This window comes from Bacillus sp. 1780r2a1, from assembly GCA_024134725.1.
In the GTDB taxonomy this organism is placed as follows: Bacteria; Bacillota; Bacilli; order Bacillales; family Bacillaceae_H; genus Priestia; species Priestia aryabhattai_A.
In genome coordinates this window covers 796,156-816,696 of the sequence record CP099863.1, presented here as the reverse complement: position 1 = coordinate 816,696, position 20,541 = coordinate 796,156, and the positions used below count along the sequence as shown (strand labels likewise).

Below are 20,541 nucleotides of genomic sequence, written 5' to 3'. Positions count from 1 at the left end.
TTAACAACGGCTTTTCGCGGACAATTCTTCGATTTTGAACCGAACTGGTATACCAGCTTAGGTTAACCATAGACAATTATTATCAGTATAGACGAGATACCGAAGTTTATACCTATTTAGATAAAACCACTGCTTATTAATTTAAATGCTTTAATTTATATTTCATATGATAAATAACTCTTTTGAAATTTTAAGATTCTGTATACCTAATAGTAAACTTCATTATCCTTTTATGGATTTTAACCCTACATACATCAAATTTTAAAACTATTATTTTAAGGACGTGTAAAAGCTATGCATAAAACTATTGAAGATTATCCTTTTATTTTAACAGCTGTACATATTGCAGAAATCTTAACGATTTCTAAGCCAACTGCGTATGAATTAATGGAGCAAACTTCCTTTCCATTAATTCGAATTGGTAGAAACAAAAGAGTACGAAAAGATGAATTCTTTAATTGGCTTAAACAGCAACAACAAGTAAGCGGCTTATAAACTTATAAAAAGAAAAGCAAGTGGCCAAAATGATATTAGACCACTTGCTTTCCTTTGTCTGCACATAATTATAGACATACGGAGGTTAGCAACTAGATGAAAGGTAGTGTCAAAAAGAGAGGAAACACTTGGACATATACAGTAGATATAGGTAGAGATCCACTTACCGGTAGGCGGAAACAAAAAGTCAAAGGCGGCTTTACACGTCAAAAAGATGCACAAGCCGCTCTCCGTAAGATTCTCACTGAGCTGGATGAAAATCGATATGTTGAACCAAGTAAAGAAACCTTCTCTTCTTACTTAGAAAATTGGTTTACACATTACCAAAAACGCATAAAAGATACTACTGTTTCTAGTAGAAAATATTTAATGGATAAACACTTAATCAAAGAAAATCCATTTTCAAACAAAGAACTAGCCAAGATTACAACACAAGATATTGACGCTTTTTATAATTTGAAACTTGAACAAGGATACAGCACCAGTACGATTCGTAAGATTCATCAAATGCTTAATCAATCTTTTAACCAAGCAATTAAATGGGGGAAGCTCCCCAATAATCCCGTAATTAATGCTGATCCCCCTTCAGTTAAAAAAGAAGAAATGAAGATTTGGTCATTTGATGAAATCCATCTCTTTCTTCAACGTTGTAAAAACGAGCGTCATTATCTTACCTTTCTGCTCGCTATTCACACCGGAATGAGACGAGGAGAAATCTTGGGACTAAAATGGAGCGATATTGATTTTGAGAATAAAGTGATTCAAGTTCAACGCTCACTCTCTCACATTCCTAGTAAAGGATATGTACTAACTACACCTAAAACGAAAAAGTCTATTCGTTCTGTTCCCATTACTACTATGATTGTGAATGAGTTACGTTTACATCAGAAAAAACAAGAAGAATGGAAAGAGCGACTAGGTGAATATTTTTCAGATCAAGGTCTAGTCATTTGTACAGAAACGGGAAGTTTTCAAGATCCGCGAAACGTATTACGAGTAATGAAGCGAATCATTAAAGAAGCCAACGTAACACCCATTCGCTTTCACGACTTACGTCATACGCACGCTTCCATCTTACTTTCTGAAGGTGTAGATGTTGTGAGAGTATCTGCTCGCTTAGGACACGCTAATCCTAAAATTACATTAGAAACATATGCTCACCTCATTCCAAATGCAGATAATGAAGTAGCGGATATCTTCCATAAAGCATTTGAACAGTCTCGTGAGCAAAATGTGAGCAAACACTAAATTCAACCTAAATGATTAAGAAACAACAAAACACAAAAAAGGCCAAAACCCTTATATACCAAGGGTTTCAGCCTTTTTAATAGAATGACCTGTGAGGGATTTGAACCCCCGACCCCTTCCCTGTCAAGGAAGTGCTCTCCCGCTGAGCTAACAAGTCGCAATATGATGTATGTATTGATATTATTATAGAGATGAATCTGATGAGTTGTCAATACTTTCTTTATCGGATATAGAACGCTTTCAACTAAAGGAGGATGTTCCTTTGAATAGTCAATATTACCTTACTCGCTTTTTGGCTAAGCGTCCCGCTGAGCCAACGCTTGAGAACCTGGCATTTTTGCAGGAAAAGCATATGCTTCATATTCCATTTGAGAACCTGGACGTAATCAGCAAGACGCCGATTGTTACGGACCTTGAGCGCATTTTTGAAAAAGTGGTGATCAATCTTCGCGGGGGTTTTTGCTATGAACTAAACGGTTTGTTTGGCTGGCTGCTTCGTGAAATCGGCTATGATGCTCACTACGTGGGAGCGACGGTGAAAAAGCCCGACGGTTCGTGGACGATTGAAGGCAGCCACGCAACGAATCTTGTTTATCTAGACGGTGAAACGTACCTGGTGGACGTTGGTTTTGGCGATTCAGTTCGAAAACCTGTCCCGCTTTCTGGAGAGGTTGTTAAGGACGTTAGCGGTGAATACCGAGCGCTTCAAATAGACGAAGCTCACTATGACCTTCAACGCTTTGAAGACAATCAATGGAAAACGCTGCACCGCGTGTCGACAGTGCCAAAAGAATTTCATGAGTTTGCGCCGATGTGTGAGTTTAATCAAACGTCACCAGAGTCGCCTTTTACGCATAAGCGCTTAGTTACAATTGCCACAAAGGAAGGACGCAAAACGCTTTCTGATTCGACGCTCATCGTTACAGAAAATGGACAGAAAACGAAAGAAACGATTGCGGAAGAAGACCTTCCTATGCTTCTTCAACAGCACTTCTATTTATTTTTAATGGACAGCTTTTCATAAGATAAGCAAAAGCAGCGGGACGCAAAAGAGTTATATCTCTTTTAAACATCCCGCTGCTTTTTTATTGCTGAATTTCAACAAATTCAAACGAAGCCTCGTATCCTTCTCCTTGCGGACTGCATGCATAGATACCGATTTGCACAGTCTCTTCTTCTGTGAATAAATGCGCAATTCTTAACTGTTTCCACTTCTCACCGTCAATAGAGTAATAGAGTGAGTAGTCTTGCCCTACTTTCTTCATTCGAAAGTAAAGAGCTGACTGATCTTCTTCAAAATCCTGCGTAGACCAGTCTGAGTAGCCGTTATTGGTAACAACCGCTCCTAGCTTGTTTGCTTCGTTCGGAATGTACTCAACGGATGATTTAATCCACGTATCCTTTGAGACGCGTACCATTAATCCAGCTTGATCGTAGCGGTTCACAGGCTTGGTATGCACTTTCGTAGTAAGCTGAAAATCTCCAGATACTTCTTTATAAAGAAAGTGACCGTTATCTACTTGAAAACCGTAGTGCGTTCGCTGCCAGAAATCTGTATTGGCCTCAGGTTTGATGACAAGATGTTGCTCGTTTAATTCGAAATGGATTGGCTCTGAAAACCATTTGAAATCCTTTAAAAGTTCTGTTCCGTGAAACGTCTGTGGCATGTTTTCCCCCCTTTATGCTTTACTTCTCTAATGTAGCACAAAACGCTCTTCCTATGTAGAAAGAGCGTTTCAAAATTAAACAATTAGGTTTACGATAAGCACCGTACCGAACGCAATAAATGAAAGCAATGTTTCAAGTACCGTCCATGTTTGGAACGTTTCTTTTACCGTTAAGCCTAGGTATTCTTTTACCATCCAGAAACCTGCATCGTTAACGTGTGAGAACATCAGTGAACCTGCGCCTGTTGCAATAACAAGAAGTTCTAGATTTACACCTGACATATGCTCGATAACCGGTGATACAATTCCTGCGGCCGTTGTGAGTGCTACTGTTGCTGAACCGGTTGCGATACGAATTAACCCTGCAATCATAAACGCTAGAACAAGTGGTGATAGTGAAAGATTCTCTGACATTTGAGCGATTGTTGTACCTACACCGCTTTCAATTAGAACTTCTTTAAATCCTCCACCTGCACCGATGATTAGAATAATTGAACCAACTGGCAGCAAGCACTCTTCTGATAGCTTTTTAATTGTTTCTTTTGTCATCCCTTGCTTCATACCTAAGAAATAGAAAGCGACAAAACACGCAATCAATAGTGCGATTAACGGGCTACCGATAAAGACTAAAAGCTTTTCAAGGCTGCTTCCTAACGGTAAGTACGGCGCAACCGCTGATAAAATCATGAGTAAAACTGGTAATAAAATAACAAAAAATGAAATCCCTGTTCCAGGTAATTCTTTTGAAACAGTTGTTACGCGAATAAGCTCTGGCTCACCTTGTGGAACAACGCGCTTATGAATCCATTTTGCGTATACTGGCCCCGCAATAATAGCTGCTGGAATGGCAACGATTAATGAGTATAAGAGAACACGTCCAAGATTTGCATCATAAATGCTGATGGCAGCTAGTGCACCTGGATGGGGTGGTACCAATCCGTGTACAATCGACAACCCTGCGATAACTGGTAAAGCAATTAATAAGATATTTTGTTTTGTTGTTTTATGAATTGAAATAACGAGCGGTAGTAAAATTAAGATACCAACTTCAAAGAAAACGGGAATTCCGATAATGAATCCTGCGATAAGCATCGCCCACGGTAAACGCTTTGCACCAAACGAACGAACAAAAAAGTCTGCCACTTGCATACCTGCTCCGGAGTCCGCCATTAATTTACCAAGGATGGTTCCAAGAGCTAAAATTCCAACTAAGTGTCCAAGTACACTGCCCACTCCTGTTTCGTACGCTTTTACAATTTGATCTAATTCCAAGCCTGACGTAACCGCTAAGAAGATGCTGGCTACTGTTAAGCTAATAAATGCATGCCATTTAAACACTGAAACCCCTATGATAACGATTACAATCGATGCTAAAGTCATCAGTAATAAATAAGTATCCATGTTCATTCCGCCTCTCTTGTTTGATATGTAATCGGTTTCTTTTTTCATTTAAATAAATTGAAGCCTTGTAAGCTTCCAAACTATTAAACTTGTCATCGCTTTCAATTACCTTTTAGCCGAAAACGATTTCATCAATTACTTAGATTATATGAAAAAATTTTTCTTAATTCAACCTTATTTTCGAAAAAATAATATTTTAATGTAAAAAAAGTACCAAAAGGTACTTTTTTTGTGATTTTATTATTCCACATGTTTCTTTTGAAAGCTTGCGATATTCGCATATTCTTCACCTAGTAAACGAGATAAGCGAATATAGATAGGTGTTAGTTCTTCATAAATAGAAACATTCTCTTTAATTGGCTTATGATGATGCGTTGCTCCTACCATATCGGAAACAACTTCAAGAGAATCGACTTCTCCTAAACCGTACATGCCTAAAATAATTGCTCCTAAACAAGAGCTTTCAAAGCTTTCAGGCACCGATACGTCTTGATTAAAGATATCAGCCATCATTTGACGCCATAGCGGTGAACGAGCAAACCCACCTGTTGCTTGAATTTGCTTGGGCTCACCAATAAGCTCTTCAAGTGCTAATAAAACTGTATAAAGGTTAAAGATAACACCTTCTAGTACGGCACGAATCATATGCTCTTTTTTATGATGTAAGCCAAGGCCAATGAATGAACCTCTAGCATTAGCATCCCAAAGCGGCGCTCTTTCTCCAGATAAATAAGGATGGAACAGCAAGCCATCCGCTCCTGGCTTCACCGTGTTTGCAATATCCGTTAGCATTTCGTACGGATCTTTCCCTAAGCGCTTAGCCGTTTCGACTTCGGCTGCACCCAGCTGCTCTTTTGCCCATCTGAAGATCATTCCACCATTGTTGACCGGGCCACCAATTACCCAGTGGTTTTCTGTTAACGCATAGCAGAAAATACGGCCTTTTGGATCTACAACCGGACGATCCGTTACGGTACGAATGGCACCGCTTGTTCCAATTGTTACCGCTACAACTCCAGGTTTGATTGCATTTACACCAAGGTTTGAAAGCACTCCGTCACTTGCTCCAACAATAAATGAAGTCGTAGGTAAAAGGTTCATTTCGTTTGCAAGCTCTGGATTTAAGCCTTTCATACAATGCGTCGTTGATACCGGCTTTGATAGCTTTTCAGCTGATACGCCGCTTACTTTTAACGCTTCTTCATCCCAGTTTAAGCTCTTTAAGTTAAACATACCTGTAGCTGATGCAATTGAATAATCCACTACGTATTCGCCAAACAGCTTATGAAACACATATTCTTTAATGGAAATGAATTTATGAGCTCTTTTCACAATATCTGTATGCTCATGAGATAGCCAAGTCAGCTTTGCTAATGGTGACATTGGATGAATAGGTGTTCCCGTACGCAGATAAATCTCATGCCCGTTCCACTCATTCTTAATCTTTTCTGCCCACTTCGCACTTCTGTTGTCTGCCCACGTAATACACTTTGTGATTGGCTTACCGCTTTCATCTACTGCGATGACGCTGTGCATCGCAGAGCTAAACGATACGCAAAGAATATCTTCCGGATTCACATCGCTTTCCTTCATCACACCTTTAATCGTTGTAATGACAGCTTGAAAGATTTCCTCCGGGTCTTGCTCTGCTACATCCGGTACGGGTGCATATAAAGGATACTCAATTCCCTTTCGTGAAAGAGCCGTTCCATCTTTTGAAAATAGAACGGACTTTGTGCTTGTTGTACCGATATCAACTCCGATTGCATATTTGGTGCTCATGCTGCTTTCCCCCTTGTTTGATTATTTCTTAACTGTGCTATGTCCTCCGAACTCATTGCGAAGAGCTGCTACTACTTTCCCCGTAAACGTATCTTCCTCTAATGAACGGTAGCGCATCATTAAGGATAGTGCAATCACAGGCGTTGGTGCTTGTAAATCAAGCGCTTCTTCAACCGTCCACTTTCCTTCACCAGACGACTGCATAACCCCTCTAATTTCATCTAATTTCGGATCTTTAGAGAACGCATTCTCCGTTAGTTCCATTAACCATGAACGAATAACTGATCCGTTGTTCCAAACGCGCGCTACCTTTTCATAATCGTAGTCGAATTGGCTTTTCTCAAGCACTTCAAATCCTTCAGCAATTGCTTGCATCATGCCGTATTCGATACCATTATGAACCATTTTTAAGTAGTGGCCGCTTCCGCATTCACCAGCATATAAATAGCCGTTTTCTACACAGATATCTTGGAATAATGGCTCGATTGTGCCAAATACTTCTTTATCTCCACCAATCATTGTACATGCTCCGTTTCGAGCACCTTCCATACCACCGCTTGTACCTACGTCAAAGAAGAAAATACCTTTTTCTTTCAGGTCGTTGCCACGGCGTACAGATTCTTTATAGTTAGAGTTACCTCCGTCAATGACAATGTCTTCTTCATTTAATAAACCCTTAAGCTGCGCTAACGTTTGTTCTGTTGCATCTCCTGCTGGAACCATTACCCAAACAACTTTTGGAGATGGTAATTTTTCAATTACTTGCTCTAATGAGTCAAACGCTTCTACGCCTTCACCATTCATTTTTGTTACTGCTTCCTTATTTAAGTCGAATGCTACGACATTGTGATTGTGGTCACGTAAATTTAATGCTAAATTGTAACCCATTTTTCCTAAACCTACTAAACCTAATTTCATGATGTATGTCCTCCAGAAAAAAAATTTCTTGTCTATTTACTATTATACGAAATTTTTTTCATGACCGCAAACGATTACAAGAAAATTTTTTTCGTTAATTATTCTATGCTATACTAGCTTTACAAATATTCTGAAAGGAAATTAGTTTATGACGCAAAACTGCTTAGGAAACATTCGATCTCATTATGCTCGCTTTAGCGATAAGGAAAAGAAAATCGCGAATTATATTTTAGAACACCCAGAAGATATTATTCACAGCACGATTAATGAAGTTGCTGATAACCTAAACGTTGCCGATGCGACGGTTTTTCGCTTTTGCAAACGAATCGGCTTTAAAGGCTATCAAGCTATGAAGATTTCTTTAGCAGCTGAAATTATGACGCCTATTCAGCAAATCCATGAAGAAATTAATGAGGATGATAATGAACGCGTCATTGCTGAAAAAATTTTCCGCTCAAATATTCGAACGCTTGAAAACACGCTTCAAATTTTAGACAAAGAAGCGATTGAAAAAGCAACTAACCTCCTGCAGCAAGCCAAAAAAGTTTACTTTTACGGTACAGGAGGATCCGCTATTATCGCCATGGATGCTTACCATAAATTTGTTCGAACGGGTACGGAAGTGTTTGCGTTTATTGACTCTCACTTTCAGCTTATGTCAGCATCACAGCTAGCAAAACATGATGTCGCAGTCATTATCTCCCATTCAGGTACAAATAAAGATACGTTAAACATTTTGAACACGGCAAAGCAGCACGGTGCGAAAACAATTGGAATCACGGGCTTTCCAAAATCACCTCTTAGTCAAAATGTAGACGTTGCCCTATATACAAGCTCTGAGGAAACGGAATATCGTTCTGAAGCCCTCGCTTCTCGAATCGGCCAACTTAGCTTAATTGATGCTCTTTACGTCAATATTATGATTGCGAATAAGGAGAAAGCAAAGCACTCGTTAGAAAGAGTACGAGACGCCATCTCAGAAACACGCATTTAAAAGCCTGTGATATGATAACGCAGGCTTTTTAACATTCCTTCTTTTTTTTCATATGCTATAAGTATTCACGCTAAGTGGGCTTTTAATTAGTCAAACGTAAACTGATAAAAAAGCAGGTGAAACGAAAAATGGAAATCGTCTACCGAACAGCAAGCATAAATGACTATCACGGCGTTAATGCGGTTTTAAAAGAATCTTTAGAGCTTCACGCCCACGCTTTACCCTCTTTATTTACCACAGACCACGTCGTCGTTTCTTTCGAACAGTATCAGGCCATCCTATACTATAACTCCACTGACATTCTAGTCGCTGAACACAACGGTCGTATCATCGGTGCTTCCGTTGTTGAGCTAAAATATTCTCCTCCTGTTGACGATCAATCTTTCATGTACACTGCCTACATTCAATATTTTGGTGTTCGAAAAGAGTGGCATAATTACGGAATTGGAAAAAAGCTATTTCATCGAACGAAAGAATGGGGGCGTAAAAAAGGAGCAAGTGAGCTGCAGCTAACCGTATGGGCTTTTAACCAAAAAGCCAAATCCTTTTACGAGAACCTTGGACTCACCTCTCTTAGTCACCTTCTTTCTACTAAACTCTAACAAAAAAAGCGAGATGCATATTCTCGCTTTTTTCACGAAATAATTATCGTTTCTCCAGAGATTCTTGGTAGCTTTCTAGTTCATCTCGCTGACGGTGAGCCAAGCGACTTGCTGCGCTTGAAGCAACGCTCGCAATTAAATCATCTAAGAATGTATGAACCTTATGCTCATTCTCTTTTTTACAATCTAACTTTTTAATTACGCCTACTTTTACCTTATCTAGATAACCAAACGTCGTTACAGCAATGCTTCCATATGTAAGAACTGCTCCTAACGCAATGGTTTCATCAATGCCGAATAGCCCTTCATCTTGCTCTACAATACTTTGAAGAGGTTCTGAAAGCTTACCTTGTTCCGCTAATTTATCTAGTTCAATACCGACTAAAAGCGCATGCTGAATTTCACGTTTTTGCAAGACACGCTCAACGCTTTCTCCACATTGTTGAATGGTTAAGTCTGGGTGGTAAGGAAGCTGAAGATCATACACAATTTCTGCAATATCAAATACTGAAACGCCTCTTTCTTCCAATAAACTCAGCGTCGCTGCCGTTACTTCTTTACTTGTTGGGATTTTTTTGGATGTCATCTTCTCCCTCTCCTTTGTCTAATGATGTACATGCTACTTACCTTCAATAGTTCTACACATCCACTCAAAACCCTTTTTCACTAAGACTTCTACCATACACAATTATGCGAATCTGCTTATTAATTGGTATAATCATTTTATTAATTGAAACAAAAAAGGAGGGACAGCGTAAAATCATCCCTTTAGGTATTGATTACGCACCAGCATGGCACAACACGAAGAAGAATATAAGCCGAAAAGGCTTGGGAAAATTATTTTATTAGCTGCAATCGTCATCACAGCACTGTTTTTTATTAGTCAAATTATCTTTTTGCTCATTTCAGGATTTAGCAGCAATAAAGACGAAGTTGCGTTTTTCGCAGGAAACCACTACTCCATCATTAATGAGGATGGCACGTATCGCTTATACGACAAAAAGACTCAAGGTGTCATTTTAGATAACGTGAATGGTTATTACTCAAATAACGCTGTTTACAGCTATATTAAAAATGAAGACGAATACGTCGTGATTAATGAACAAGAAGAAGAGTATATTGTTCGAGAAATTGATCCAAATAATCAAGAAGAGAAAGCTCTTTTGAAGAAATTCACGCCATTGTCTGACTAAATTGCTCAGACGATGGCTTTCTCTTTATCCCACTTACTTATAAATATGCTACAATAAAGGTAGCGTTTTCATTCACTATCAGTATAGGAGTCGATATCATGTCAGAAAGCAAACGTCATTTAGAGGAACTATCTTTTTACAGCGAGTCACTTCAAGAAGACGTGACGCTACTTGTGTATTTGCCTTCAAACTATTCAACGCTGTATAAGTACTCACTGCTTATCGCACAAGATGGGAAAGATTATGTCATGTACGGCCGAGCGCCTCGCTTAATTGATGAGCTTATGAAAGAATCGGCCATCGATCGCACCATTTTTGTTGGTATCCCTTATAAGGATCCGTCTGATCGTCGTGAAAAATATCACCCAAACGGCTCACAGAACGAAGCATATATTCGCTTTTTAGCTCATGAGCTTATTCCGTTTCTTGATGAGAAGTATCCTACTTATCAGATGGGCAAAACCCGCACACTTATCGGGGATTCGTTGGCTGCTACCGTTTCTTTATTAACAGCTATCCAGTACCCAAACACGTTCGGCAACGTTATTATGCACTCACCGTTTGTGAACGAAGCTGTACTAAAAGCCGTAAATGAATTCTCAACTCCTTCTCTGCTTGATTTTTATCACGTTATCGGCACACAAGAAACAGCTGTGAAAACAACAAAAGACGGCGTATTAAATTTTATAGAGCCGAACCGACAGCTTCATGAAGCAATGAATTCTAAAAGCTATGCTGTCTTTTACGATGAATTTGATGGCGATCATACGTGGAAATATTGGCAAAAAGATATTAAACGTTCACTTGAAATGATGCTTCGTTAGAAAGATGTCACATTGTCGGAAAATTTGTTATACTAAACAAATGATATACATATTTTAAATCATTTATGTTGGAGGGATTTTTTATGAAATTTGGCGTTGTTCTTTTTCCATCAAAAAAACTGCAAGATGTAGCGAACTCTTACCGAAAGCGTTACGACCCTCATTATTCATTAATTGCACCACATTTAACGGTAAAAGAAGTATTTGAAGCTTCAGAAACTGAAATAGAGCATATTGCTACTCAGCTTCGTCAAGTTGCAAAAGATGCTAAGCCATTTACGCTAAACGTAACCAAAGTTAGTTCATTCTCTCCTGTGAACAATGTGATTTATTTAAAAGTTGAACAAAAAGCTGAACTAACGGCTCTTTACAATATGTTACATGAAGGGCAACTCGAACAGCCGACTGAACATACGTTTATTCCACATGTCACTATCGGGCAAAGACTTTCAGATGATGAACATCTAGATGTATACAGTCAGCTTAAATTAGTAGACGTTGCGCACGAAGAAGTTATCGACCGCTTTCACTTAATGTACCAATTAGAAAACGATACATGGACGGTCTTTGAAACATTTAGATTTGGAAAGGAATAAAGTCCTATGGAAATTAAAGTAGTAACAACACAAGACGAGCGTGAAGATGCTTACTATGTAAGACTAAAAGTGTTCGTTGAAGAACAACAAGTCGATGTGGAAGAAGAAATCGACCAGTACGAAGAAGAAGCAACGCATCTTGTTGTGTATGATGAGGGAAAACCAGTTGGGGCTGGTCGCTTACGCGTAGTGGATGGCTATGGCAAGATGGAGCGTATTTGCGTAATGCCTTCACATCGACAAGCTGGAGTTGGCAAGCTTATCATGAACAAAATGGAAAGCCTAGCCGTGGATAAAGGCTTATCGAAGCTAAAGCTCCATGGTCAAACCCATGCCGAAGGCTTCTATGAAAAGCTCGGGTACGTAACGGTGTCAGGTGAATTTATGGATGCCGGTATCCCACATGTAGAAATGGTTAAAAAGCTATAAAAACATATTTTCTTATAGTCACAACAAACAGCGCGCTTCCTACAAGCAGCGCGCTGTTTATTTACATCAGCATTACTTCAAATGTTTTTGCTAGAGTTTTTCTTTCGATTTCGTAAAAATGCTACAAAAAGAAGTAAAAGCGGAATAACTACAAAAAGAGGAATATGTAAAAGCTTCATTACTATCTTTAAGCCTTCTTCAAGATGCTCTTGAATATTGCTTGCAATCATGATTGATGTGAATAGAATAATGATTCCAAAAGGATAGGCAAGGCGTGAAGGTGATTGAACGTTAAATAAACTTGATGCACCTATAACAGCCGCGTAAAACAAAATGCTTACTTTCAAAAAAATCCCTGTTACCATCGCAATCATAAAAAAGACATCTAATCGTTCTAAAAAGTTGGCTACCTGTATGGTTTGAACAGTAGTCAGGAGTGGAAACTGCGAACGAGAAGTTAAATCTACTCCTAGTACGCCTATGTTAATCAGCATCGTAATAGTTAAATTAATTCCGCTTAGTGCTGTTGCCCCTAGCAACGTTCGTTTAGCATGTCTAGGGTTATTTAAATAAGGCAAAATCATTGTAAATACAATAGCTTCTGCAAATGGAAAATACAATGTTTCTGTAAATACTACTTTTAAAAGAGGAGACAACCCTTCTTCTAACACCGGTTTCCAATTTGTCGTATCGATTAAACCTGACGTTACAATTAAGATAAAACCTGTAACAGCAAGAATATACATAAAGATAAAAAGCAGTTCCCCTGAACGAGCAATGACTTCAATCCCATTGTAAACCATATAGATAATCACAAGAATTAGTAAAGCATTCGCTATAAATAGAGGCGTATCTGGATAGGCAAACGTTAATAGCATTTCACCAAAATCACGTAGAACCCTTGCAGCATCATACATAAAATAAACAATGTATAGAAATGCCACTACTGTTCCAATCACTTTCCCCAAAATTTCTTGCATGTATTCTGTAGGTAAAAGATTTGGATAGTACCAATAAATTTTATGATAGACTAAAAAGAGAACAAAGCTTACAATCATCCCCATCAAGATTACTAACCACGCATCTTGCTTAGCATCCATTGCAAGAGGTACCAACAAAGCACTTCCCATTTGAAAAAGAACCATTAAGACAAAGAGCTGAACAGCACTAATTTTCGCTTTCTCCATTTCATTGGCACCTCCTTTTATCTCTATTTTACATCTGAAAGAAACGATTTATTTCGTAATCCTGCCCTACGAACATAGGCCTCTACTTTCACATCCACAGTTAGTTCAGGAAAGTAAGCATCGCTCCACTCAGGCTCTAATTTCTTCCATTTTTTCGGACTGGTACGATGCACAACTTCTCCAAAGCCAAAAACGTCCGTTTTTTTGCTCTGTGCATGTTCAATGCTTTTCGTTAGTTCGTTTTTAATTTCTTTCCCAACCGCCTCTTCAATTTCTCTAATAACCTTTGGATTCGTTATATCGATTGGTACATTTAATGCACCAATTTCTCCTTCCACACGAGTACGAACAGTCATATGAGGCTTACCGCTTTTTAGTTGTGAAGATACGTTTGTTTTTTGACGAACCGTTTGGTAAGCTATTGCTTCCTTAGTGCCTTCCCAATCGATATTAATATCCGTACCTTGAACCTTATCAAGAATCCATACTGTTCCTCTTGCTGTTTCTCCGTATAGCCAGTCTACTAACTTCCCTTCCTTCAAAACTGCAATTCCAGCAGCGCGGAGCGTTGCTTTTGGTGCACTCTCCTCCAGATTCTCTAATCTTTGTGCTTGTTCTTCATTACCAACTATACGAAATCCAGAAACAATGGTTTGCTTCCCAGGAGAATGAATACCTTTCATCACGTCTTGGATTGATGCTTTTATCGTTCCTCCCCACCGTCTTTGAGAAAATTCCAAGGTCTTTAAAATTTTATTTGCTGGAATTTTGTCAATAGGAGTTAATGCTTTGACAAGAGCTGCAGCTGTTGAGTCGCTTGCAATTGTAAAGGTAGAGGTAATTCGGAATTCTGGATCTCTATCTAATGCATCAATTAAAAGGTTTACGCCATCTTCCTTTGCAAGCCTCTCCCCAATTACAACAAGGTTTGTATGAGCATAATATAACCTTCTGGAAATTTTAGTTGAAGCCCGCCTGCTTGCCTCAACTAAATTATCACCTTGAGCTGAATATATCGTAACAGGAGGACTTTGAGAACCTCCTCCTCCTTGAAAACTTCCAGCTACGTTGCTAGGATTGATAATTTGAAGTGTTACATCATATTTTCCATCTTCTGTTTTATCAATACCCATTGCCGCTACGAGTGCCAAGTCGGTTAACTCTTTTTTGCTCCAACAGCCTGTTAAAAGAAAAAGTATAAGTATTAATAGAAAAATTCTCTTATTATGATTCACTGTTGTCACCCTCTTGAGAAACGTTTTTTTTCATATTTCGACCTGTAGGAGGACCCGATTTTTCGTTTTCTTCTCGAACTGAATTATCACTCACTAGCCGTGGACGCTTCCTTAAGCTCCACCACGGCGATCTTATAACTGTATCTCGATTTTCTGAGGGTATAAAAGGTGCAAACGGGGCCATGTATGGAATACCAAATGAACGCAAACTACAAAGATGAACAATCATTAAAAGTAGAACTAAGATGATCCCATAAAAACCAAACGTTGCTGCACCTAGCATAAATAGAAAACGAATTAATCGAGCGGAAATAGCCATATCAAAAGCTGGAGTAGCAAAGCTAGCTATAGCTGTAATCGAAACAACAATAACCATCGCAGGAGATACAATACTTGCTTGTACCGCTGCTTGGCCAATAACAAGTGCCCCTACAATCGATACGGCTGATCCAATTGCTTTTGGTAACCTAATCCCTGCTTCTCGTAAAATTTCAAAAGTTAATTCCATGAGAAGTGCTTCAATAAATGCTGGAAAAGGCACGGCTTCCCGCTGAGCTGCGATCGCTACAATGAGCGTTGTGGGAACCATTTCTTGGTGAAAGGTTGTTGCAGCAACATAGATTGCTGGAGCAGTTAGCGAAATAAGAAACATAAAGACTCGCAACAAACGAATAGATGTGGCAATATCAAAGCGAGCATAGTAGTCTTCTGGAGATTGAAAGAACTGTATAAAAACAGCGGGAACAATTAATACAAAAGGCGTTCCGTCCACAAATATAGCGATTCGTCCTTCTAATAAATTTCCTGCTACTACATCTGGTCTTTCCGTATTATAAACCGTAGGAAACGGCGTCAACGTTTGATCTTCAATAAATTGTTCAATATATCCTGATTCAAGAATACTATCGATATCAATTTCTTTCAGCCGGCTGCGCACTTCTTGAACAATCTCTTCTTTCACTACGCCATTTATATACATTAGATTAACCTTTGTTTTTGTGATGCGGCCTATTTTCAAAGACTCTGTCCATAAATCAGGACTCTTAATAATACGCCTTACCATTGCTAGGTTTACTCCTATAGACTCTGTAAATGCAGCTTTTGGCCCACGAACAACCATTTCAGTAGTTGATTCAGAGATCGATCGAGTTTCTCCCCCAGCAGTACTAGCGCTTAGCACTTTATTTATTCCATCTACAAGTATAATTGTGTCACCTGCTGTTAAGGATAAAAACACATCTTCCCACTTATTAATAACCGATAAATCATCAGTAGTTACGATACTTTTCGAAATCACATCTAAAGCATTATTTACAGTTATATTCGTTTTGCTTGGCTTTTTGGTTATAGAATCAATTAAAGAATCTTGAATAGATTGATTGTCTACAATTCCTTCTATATAAATAATTGCAACTTCTATCTCCAAATTCAGTCCTAATTTTAAATGTCGAACAATTATATCCGAACTGTCACCCATTTTCCGTGCGATGTACTGACGGTTTGCTTCTAGAGAAGATTCTACGCAAGAATTAGAATCGTTAGCCGTATGCGAATTCTTTTGTTTTTTTTGATTCTTAAAGAACGAAGGCATGAAATGAAACACCTTTCTTTTTATTTCTATTATCTTAACCTTACAGGGATTTCTTATGTGAAATTTTGCATTTTATATCTTTTTATAAATTGAGATAAAAAGGGAAGGTTACTTAAATGGAGTGTGTAAGCGATGAAAATTATAGGTGTTGCTTTTCTAATGTTAAGCTGTTTAATAATCTTTTCCTTGGTTATTGATATTTCTCAACAATTCACTGTTCATGAGGCGCTAAACAATGCTATAAGTCCATTTCGCTTAATGGGCATTGGAGAAACTTTTACTCTTTGGTTACTTGTCCTTCTTTTTTTTGTCCAAGCATTTTATTTCTCCTGGAAGGACAGACGCAAAAAGAGGTAGGTACGCTTTGATGTAGATACAAGCAAAAATCCTCTTTGTATACATAGCTTTTTCATGTCAAATTTCATTGGATAAAAGAGCATTTATCTTTCCATACTAATAAACAAAGATGGAAACAAGGTGAAATAATGGAATTTATCAGAATTGCTTCAGAGTTGTTTGTAGGCTTTGTTTGCTTATTTTTTTTAACGAAATTACTGGGGCGCGCCACCATTACGCAACTCACAACGTTCGACTTTATTTCAGCGCTTGTGCTGGGTGAATTGGTCGGAAACGCGCTGTATGATTCTGAAATAGGGATTGGAAAGATTGCATTTGCTGTAACTGTTTGGGGTGCACTCATTTACTTTACGGAAGTTATTACACAAAAAAATATTCCTTTTCGTTTGTTTCTCGAAGGGCGACCTTCCATTATTATTCGGAATGGCAAGCTTTCTTACAGAGAACTACAGCGTAACCGATTAGACGTAGATCAATTGTTGCACATGCTCCGCTCTAAGAACGCTTTTTCTATTCGCGAAGTAGCATATGCTATCTTAGAAACGGACGGCACAATGAGCGTTTTATTAAAGTCCGACTATGCGGCTCCTACTAAAGGTGACTTTCAATTACCTGTTACACAACCTACCCTTCCAATTGCCTTTATCAGTGACGGACGCATTTTGACTAAAAATTTAACGGAGTCAGGCTTTACAGAAAAATGGTTACATCAAGAAATCGAAAAACAAGGAATTCCTAGCGTTAAACAAGTATTATACGCAGAATGGCAACAAGGCGATGAACTCTTTATTCAAAAGTATTAGCATTTGTTAATACAGAATAAAAGCATCGCCTTCTTTATTTTTAGATTAACATCTCGAGAATATTTAGACTTTTTCGTTAATATAGGTTCCTTTTGGAATATCTTGCTCAATTACTTGCGGATCTTGCCTAGATCGATAGTGCGTATAGTTGTTCATAGAAGATAAAGGTAAAGTAGAGCTTCGCTTATTTTGTAAGCTCACGATTGGCTGGACAGATTGTACGGTTCGCAAAGTGTAGGTTTTCAGCTGGCTTCTTTGTGCATATTGAATCGATTGATACGGCGTAATAGGTAAGATATACCCCATACCCTCTCCTCCTTTTATAATCTTTTTCCCGTTTGAACAAAAGATATTCGACATTTTGCTTAGACAAGTTGTTTTACTCTCTACCTGTTCGATAGTCATTTGAATATGGTATGATAGTTTTTAGCTGTTTTAACAGAAATGAAACGATAAAGGAGGTCAGCTGTATGCAAAATGCTCTACATAACGGGAAGACGATTTCACTCGACACATTAGGTCGCAGTCAGTTTCAAATGATTTATGAAGCAGGAATTCGAAATGAATTAACTTGTGCTCATTGTAAGGAAACTGTTCATCTTGCAATCGGAATTCACCAAGCTCCTTATTTTTATCATCGCAATGCCCCTCACGAACGCTCAGAATGTATGAAACCATTCACCCAAAAACAACCCGTTCCTGTGCTGGCTTCAAGTACAAGCTATGAAGAACAAGGAGGGTTTCGAATTCCAAAAAGCAGAGCCATTGGGAAAAGCGAAGTAAAAAATGAACTTCAATGGAAAAATTCCACTTTTTTCAACCCAATTCCTGCTTTTTCAGCATCAAAAGCGGAAGTGAAAGAAGCGAAATCATCCTATTCTCATGCATTGCAGGAACATCAAATCGTGTTAGATACAAATCAGTGGAGCTCAGTTACTCACTTTGAAGGTCCCCTTTTAATTTTGGCTGGGGCAGGAAGTGGAAAAACGAGAGTATTAACCGCTCGTACTGCTTATATGATCCAAGAGCATAAAATTGATCCGCGTTCAATTATGCTCGTAACGTTTACATCAAAAGCAGCAAAAGAAATGAAGAACCGTCTCACATCTTATCCTGGAATGTCACCATCAATCATTAAGCAGATGCTTGTCGGCACATTCCATAGTATTTTTCTGCGGATGGTTGTTCATCATGCCCCAGATTCTTGGCAAATGAGTCGATTGTTAAAATGGGATTGGCAAAAGGAACAAATTTTAAAAGAAGCAGGACGAGAAATAAATCTTGACGAAAAAGATTTTCCATTCGACCAAGCTATTCAACAGATTAGCTATTGGAAAAATACGCTTTTGGGTGTGAAAGATATTCGTCCTGCTAGCCAGTGGGAAGAGCAAGTTCACCACCTGTATACTCATTACGAACAAACAAAGCAAAAGCAAGGGCTGTTCGATTTTGATGATATGCTGGACGGCTGCTATCAAATGCTTAGAGATAACCCTGAGCTTCTTGTTCGTTATCAAAAGCGATTCAGATACTTTCTGATTGATGAATTTCAAGATATTAATAAAGTTCAGTATGCTATTATGAAAATGTTGAGCGCTGACTCTAAAAACTTATGCGTTGTAGGTGACGATGATCAGTCCATCTACGCGTTTCGTGGCAGTGACCCAAGCTTTATTTTGAATTTCGAAAGAGATTTTCCAGGAACGAAAAAAGTAACGCTTCACCAAAACTACCGCTCTGCTCATTCAATTGTTTCAGCTGCCAATAAGGTCGTTGAACGCAATACAGAGCGACATCCAAAAAATATGAAAGCACAGTTTCACCATGATCATATACCAACTTTTTTCTTTCCTTATGATGAAGAAGAAGAAGCCACAATGATTGTGCGAGATATAAAAGAGAAAGTTCAAGCCGGTGCATCTCCTTCTGACTTTTCCATTTTATATCGTACTCATGCTTCTTCACGTGCGGTCTTTGAACGGTTGTCACAGTCAAATCTTCCGTTTACCATTGAGCAAGATGCAGATTCATTTTATGAACGTCGGGTTGTAAAAACAATGCTTGCTTTTTTACGCCTTAGCTTAGATCCAAACGATAATCAATCCCTGACTAGCATCGTTCAGGCATTATTTTTAAAGAAAAATGTCTTAAATGACTTAAAGGCAATGAGTATTTTAAATGACGTATCATTTGTCGAAGCGCTTGGCCATTTAAAGGATTTAAAATCGTTTCAACAAAAGAAGTTGAAAAAGATTATTCCGTTGTTTGCAAGCTTAAAAAAGATGAAGCCTGTTAATGCCATTGAAACTATTTCAAAAGATATGGGTTTTGATGACTTTGTCAAAAAGCGTGGAAATGAAGGGAATGCCATGGAAAAAGGGTCAGACGACGTTCGTGACTTAAGAGTTGTTGCACGTAAATTTTCAACCGTCAAAGAACTGCTTGACCACGCAGATCACATGATTGGTATGAACAAAGAAATGAAGGTTTTAAGTAAGCAGTTTAATGAGAGCGTTCATTTAACAACCATTCATCGTGCTAAGGGTCTGGAGTATAAGCACGTATATGTTTTAGGTAACGTAGACGGGGGTATTCCGCATGACTATGCGCTTGAATCGTACCGAAACGGTGAGGTTGGTGCATTGGAAGAAGAAAGACGCTTACTTTATGTAGCCATGACGCGAGCAAAGCTATCCCTATACCTATCCATTTTACAAACGCGAAGAGGAAAAACAGCTTACCCTTCTCGCTTTTTAAAACCTTTTTTAAAAGCATACTAGTCATTTCATAAGTAAAGAGCCGGGGAATCCCGGCTCTTTACTTATTTCTTCTTCTCATTCAACATTTTAGAAATTGTACTAAAATCAATTGATTGGTTGTTGCTAGCAAGTGCTTTGACAATCTGATCTTCTTTTTGTTTTGAAATTGGTTTATTTGCAATTTGAGCTACACGTTTTACAATATTACGCACCGTTTGTTCATCCTTAAAATTGGCGTTTTGCACGGAGTTCGCTAGCTCGAAAATATCCTTCATATTAACGCCTGTTTTCTTTTCAATATTCTTAAACATATTGTTATCCATTTACATTGCCTCCTTTGGCATATAAAGCTTATGAAACCAAATTGTTTCTAGCCGCCATATTGTGTGAGAAGAAGCGGTTCTGTACGGAATACTTTATCGTATGCAACTGCTGCCCAGATGGTGACCACTTTTAATCG

The 20,541-nt window shown here is 38.5% G+C and carries 21 protein-coding genes and 1 tRNA gene; 11 read left to right on the top strand and 11 right to left on the bottom strand.

The window, feature by feature from the left end:
• The first annotated feature begins 294 nt into the window (after nt 1–294).
• Both NIZ91_04235 and NIZ91_04230 read left to right on the top strand, forming a co-directional pair.
• The gene (locus tag NIZ91_04235) at nt 295–495 is read left to right on the top strand and encodes a helix-turn-helix domain-containing protein (GenBank protein USY55871.1); all 201 of its coding nucleotides are present in this window, start codon (nt 295–297) and stop codon (nt 493–495) included.
• A 96-nt stretch (nt 496–591) separates the two neighbouring features.
• The gene (locus tag NIZ91_04230; protein ID USY55870.1) at nt 592–1,743 is read left to right on the top strand and encodes a site-specific integrase; all 1,152 of its coding nucleotides are present in this window, start codon (nt 592–594) and stop codon (nt 1,741–1,743) included.
• Nucleotides 1,744–1,828: 85 nt separating this feature from the next.
• Here NIZ91_04230 and NIZ91_04225 read toward each other — a convergent pair.
• A tRNA-Val gene (locus NIZ91_04225) sits at nt 1,829–1,900 on the bottom strand.
• Nucleotides 1,901–2,005: 105 nt separating this feature from the next.
• On the opposite strand from NIZ91_04225, the gene NIZ91_04220 reads away from it, so the two are divergent.
• Nucleotides 2,006–2,767 (top strand): arylamine N-acetyltransferase, encoded by a 762-nt coding sequence (locus NIZ91_04220; GenBank protein ID USY55869.1) that lies wholly within the window; start codon nt 2,006–2,008, stop codon nt 2,765–2,767.
• A 61-nt stretch (nt 2,768–2,828) separates the two neighbouring features.
• Here NIZ91_04220 and NIZ91_04215 read toward each other — a convergent pair whose 3' ends face one another.
• The 4 genes from NIZ91_04215 to gnd form a co-directional block, all read right to left on the bottom strand.
• A complete protein-coding gene (locus NIZ91_04215) occupies nt 2,829–3,410 on the bottom strand; it encodes a DUF1349 domain-containing protein (GenBank protein ID USY55868.1) in 582 nt (193 codons plus the stop codon).
• 75 nt (nt 3,411–3,485) lie between these two features.
• The gene (locus NIZ91_04210) at nt 3,486–4,811 is read right to left on the bottom strand and encodes a GntP family permease (GenBank protein USY55867.1); all 1,326 of its coding nucleotides are present in this window, start codon (nt 4,809–4,811) and stop codon (nt 3,486–3,488) included.
• Nucleotides 4,812–5,051: 240 nt separating this feature from the next.
• Nucleotides 5,052–6,593: a gluconokinase gene (gene gntK, locus NIZ91_04205; GenBank protein USY55866.1), complete on the bottom strand. Its 1,542-nt coding sequence runs from the start codon at nt 6,591–6,593 to the stop codon at nt 5,052–5,054.
• A 21-nt stretch (nt 6,594–6,614) separates the two neighbouring features.
• Complete coding sequence (gnd, locus tag NIZ91_04200) at nt 6,615–7,511, bottom strand: decarboxylating 6-phosphogluconate dehydrogenase (GenBank protein ID USY55865.1); 897 nt, start codon at nt 7,509–7,511, stop codon at nt 6,615–6,617.
• 148 nt (nt 7,512–7,659) lie between these two features.
• Between gnd and NIZ91_04195 the strand changes: the two genes are divergently transcribed.
• Both NIZ91_04195 and NIZ91_04190 read left to right on the top strand, forming a co-directional pair.
• On the top strand, nt 7,660–8,505 hold the full coding sequence (locus NIZ91_04195) for a MurR/RpiR family transcriptional regulator (protein ID USY55864.1): 846 nt from the start codon (nt 7,660–7,662) through the stop codon (nt 8,503–8,505).
• Between the two features lie 128 nt (nt 8,506–8,633).
• Complete coding sequence (locus NIZ91_04190) at nt 8,634–9,107, top strand: GNAT family N-acetyltransferase (GenBank protein ID USY55863.1); 474 nt, start codon at nt 8,634–8,636, stop codon at nt 9,105–9,107.
• A gap of 43 nt (nt 9,108–9,150) precedes the next feature.
• Here NIZ91_04190 and NIZ91_04185 read toward each other — a convergent pair whose 3' ends face one another.
• Nucleotides 9,151–9,693, bottom strand: coding sequence for a phosphatidylglycerophosphatase A (locus NIZ91_04185; protein ID USY55862.1), 543 nt, complete (start codon nt 9,691–9,693; stop codon nt 9,151–9,153).
• 205 nt (nt 9,694–9,898) lie between these two features.
• Here NIZ91_04185 and NIZ91_04180 point away from each other — a divergent pair, with 205 nt between their 5' ends.
• From NIZ91_04180 to NIZ91_04165, 4 genes are all read left to right on the top strand, one after another.
• Nucleotides 9,899–10,300, top strand: a complete 402-nt coding sequence (locus NIZ91_04180; protein USY55861.1) for a hypothetical protein — start codon at nt 9,899–9,901, stop codon at nt 10,298–10,300.
• 98 nt (nt 10,301–10,398) lie between these two features.
• Nucleotides 10,399–11,124 (top strand): esterase family protein, encoded by a 726-nt coding sequence (locus tag NIZ91_04175; protein ID USY55860.1) that lies wholly within the window; start codon nt 10,399–10,401, stop codon nt 11,122–11,124.
• Between the two features lie 83 nt (nt 11,125–11,207).
• Nucleotides 11,208–11,720 (top strand): YjcG family protein, encoded by a 513-nt coding sequence (locus NIZ91_04170; protein USY55859.1) that lies wholly within the window; start codon nt 11,208–11,210, stop codon nt 11,718–11,720.
• Nucleotides 11,721–11,726: 6 nt separating this feature from the next.
• Nucleotides 11,727–12,149, top strand: coding sequence for a GNAT family N-acetyltransferase (locus NIZ91_04165; GenBank protein USY55858.1), 423 nt, complete (start codon nt 11,727–11,729; stop codon nt 12,147–12,149).
• 77 nt (nt 12,150–12,226) lie between these two features.
• Here the strand turns inward: NIZ91_04165 and NIZ91_04160 are convergent, their stop codons facing one another.
• The 3 genes from NIZ91_04160 to NIZ91_04150 are packed head-to-tail and all read right to left on the bottom strand — an operon-like array spanning nt 12,227 to nt 16,162.
• Nucleotides 12,227–13,336 (bottom strand): spore germination protein, encoded by a 1,110-nt coding sequence (locus NIZ91_04160; protein ID USY55857.1) that lies wholly within the window; start codon nt 13,334–13,336, stop codon nt 12,227–12,229.
• A gap of 23 nt (nt 13,337–13,359) precedes the next feature.
• A complete protein-coding gene (locus NIZ91_04155) occupies nt 13,360–14,571 on the bottom strand; it encodes a Ger(x)C family spore germination protein (protein USY55856.1) in 1,212 nt (403 codons plus the stop codon).
• Entirely contained in the window at nt 14,561–16,162 is a 1,602-nt protein-coding gene (locus tag NIZ91_04150; protein ID USY55855.1) for a spore germination protein, read from the bottom strand. Before NIZ91_04150 ends, NIZ91_04155 begins: the two co-directional genes overlap by 11 nt.
• Nucleotides 16,163–16,644: 482 nt before the next feature.
• Between NIZ91_04150 and NIZ91_04145 the strand changes: the two genes are divergently transcribed.
• Entirely contained in the window at nt 16,645–17,322 is a 678-nt protein-coding gene (locus NIZ91_04145) for a DUF421 domain-containing protein (protein ID USY57088.1), read from the top strand.
• Between the two features lie 63 nt (nt 17,323–17,385).
• Here the strand turns inward: NIZ91_04145 and NIZ91_04140 are convergent, their stop codons facing one another.
• Entirely contained in the window at nt 17,386–17,628 is a 243-nt protein-coding gene (locus NIZ91_04140; GenBank protein USY55854.1) for a hypothetical protein, read from the bottom strand.
• Nucleotides 17,629–17,792: 164 nt separating this feature from the next.
• On the opposite strand from NIZ91_04140, the gene NIZ91_04135 reads away from it, so the two are divergent.
• Entirely contained in the window at nt 17,793–20,102 is a 2,310-nt protein-coding gene (locus NIZ91_04135; protein ID USY55853.1) for an ATP-dependent helicase, read from the top strand.
• A gap of 41 nt (nt 20,103–20,143) precedes the next feature.
• Here the strand turns inward: NIZ91_04135 and NIZ91_04130 are convergent, their stop codons facing one another.
• Nucleotides 20,144–20,404, bottom strand: coding sequence for a stage VI sporulation protein F (locus tag NIZ91_04130; protein USY55852.1), 261 nt, complete (start codon nt 20,402–20,404; stop codon nt 20,144–20,146).
• Nucleotides 20,405–20,541: the final 137 nt, after the last annotated feature.

Excerpts from the sequence above, each read along its gene's own strand:
- NIZ91_04235 (USY55871.1), top strand. The coding sequence starts at position 295 with ATGCATAAAACTATTGAAGATTATCCTTTTATTTTAACAGCTGTACAT.
- NIZ91_04230 (USY55870.1), top strand. The coding sequence starts at position 592 with ATGAAAGGTAGTGTCAAAAAGAGAGGAAACACTTGGACATATACAGTA.
- NIZ91_04215 (USY55868.1), bottom strand. The coding sequence starts at position 3,410 with ATGCCACAGACGTTTCACGGAACAGAACTTTTAAAGGATTTCAAATGG.
- NIZ91_04210 (USY55867.1), bottom strand. The coding sequence starts at position 4,811 with ATGGATACTTATTTATTACTGATGACTTTAGCATCGATTGTAATCGTT.
- gntK (USY55866.1), bottom strand. The coding sequence starts at position 6,593 with ATGAGCACCAAATATGCAATCGGAGTTGATATCGGTACAACAAGCACA.
- gnd (USY55865.1), bottom strand. The coding sequence starts at position 7,511 with ATGAAATTAGGTTTAGTAGGTTTAGGAAAAATGGGTTACAATTTAGCA.
- NIZ91_04195 (USY55864.1), top strand. The coding sequence starts at position 7,660 with ATGACGCAAAACTGCTTAGGAAACATTCGATCTCATTATGCTCGCTTT.
- NIZ91_04190 (USY55863.1), top strand. The coding sequence starts at position 8,634 with ATGGAAATCGTCTACCGAACAGCAAGCATAAATGACTATCACGGCGTT.
- NIZ91_04185 (USY55862.1), bottom strand. The coding sequence starts at position 9,693 with ATGACATCCAAAAAAATCCCAACAAGTAAAGAAGTAACGGCAGCGACG.
- NIZ91_04180 (USY55861.1), top strand. The coding sequence starts at position 9,899 with ATGGCACAACACGAAGAAGAATATAAGCCGAAAAGGCTTGGGAAAATT.
- NIZ91_04175 (USY55860.1), top strand. The coding sequence starts at position 10,399 with ATGTCAGAAAGCAAACGTCATTTAGAGGAACTATCTTTTTACAGCGAG.
- NIZ91_04170 (USY55859.1), top strand. The coding sequence starts at position 11,208 with ATGAAATTTGGCGTTGTTCTTTTTCCATCAAAAAAACTGCAAGATGTA.
- NIZ91_04165 (USY55858.1), top strand. The coding sequence starts at position 11,727 with ATGGAAATTAAAGTAGTAACAACACAAGACGAGCGTGAAGATGCTTAC.
- NIZ91_04160 (USY55857.1), bottom strand. The coding sequence starts at position 13,336 with ATGGAGAAAGCGAAAATTAGTGCTGTTCAGCTCTTTGTCTTAATGGTT.
- NIZ91_04150 (USY55855.1), bottom strand. The coding sequence starts at position 16,162 with ATGCCTTCGTTCTTTAAGAATCAAAAAAAACAAAAGAATTCGCATACG.
- NIZ91_04140 (USY55854.1), bottom strand. The coding sequence starts at position 17,628 with ATGGGGTATATCTTACCTATTACGCCGTATCAATCGATTCAATATGCA.
- NIZ91_04135 (USY55853.1), top strand. The coding sequence starts at position 17,793 with ATGCAAAATGCTCTACATAACGGGAAGACGATTTCACTCGACACATTA.
- NIZ91_04130 (USY55852.1), bottom strand. The coding sequence starts at position 20,404 with ATGGATAACAATATGTTTAAGAATATTGAAAAGAAAACAGGCGTTAAT.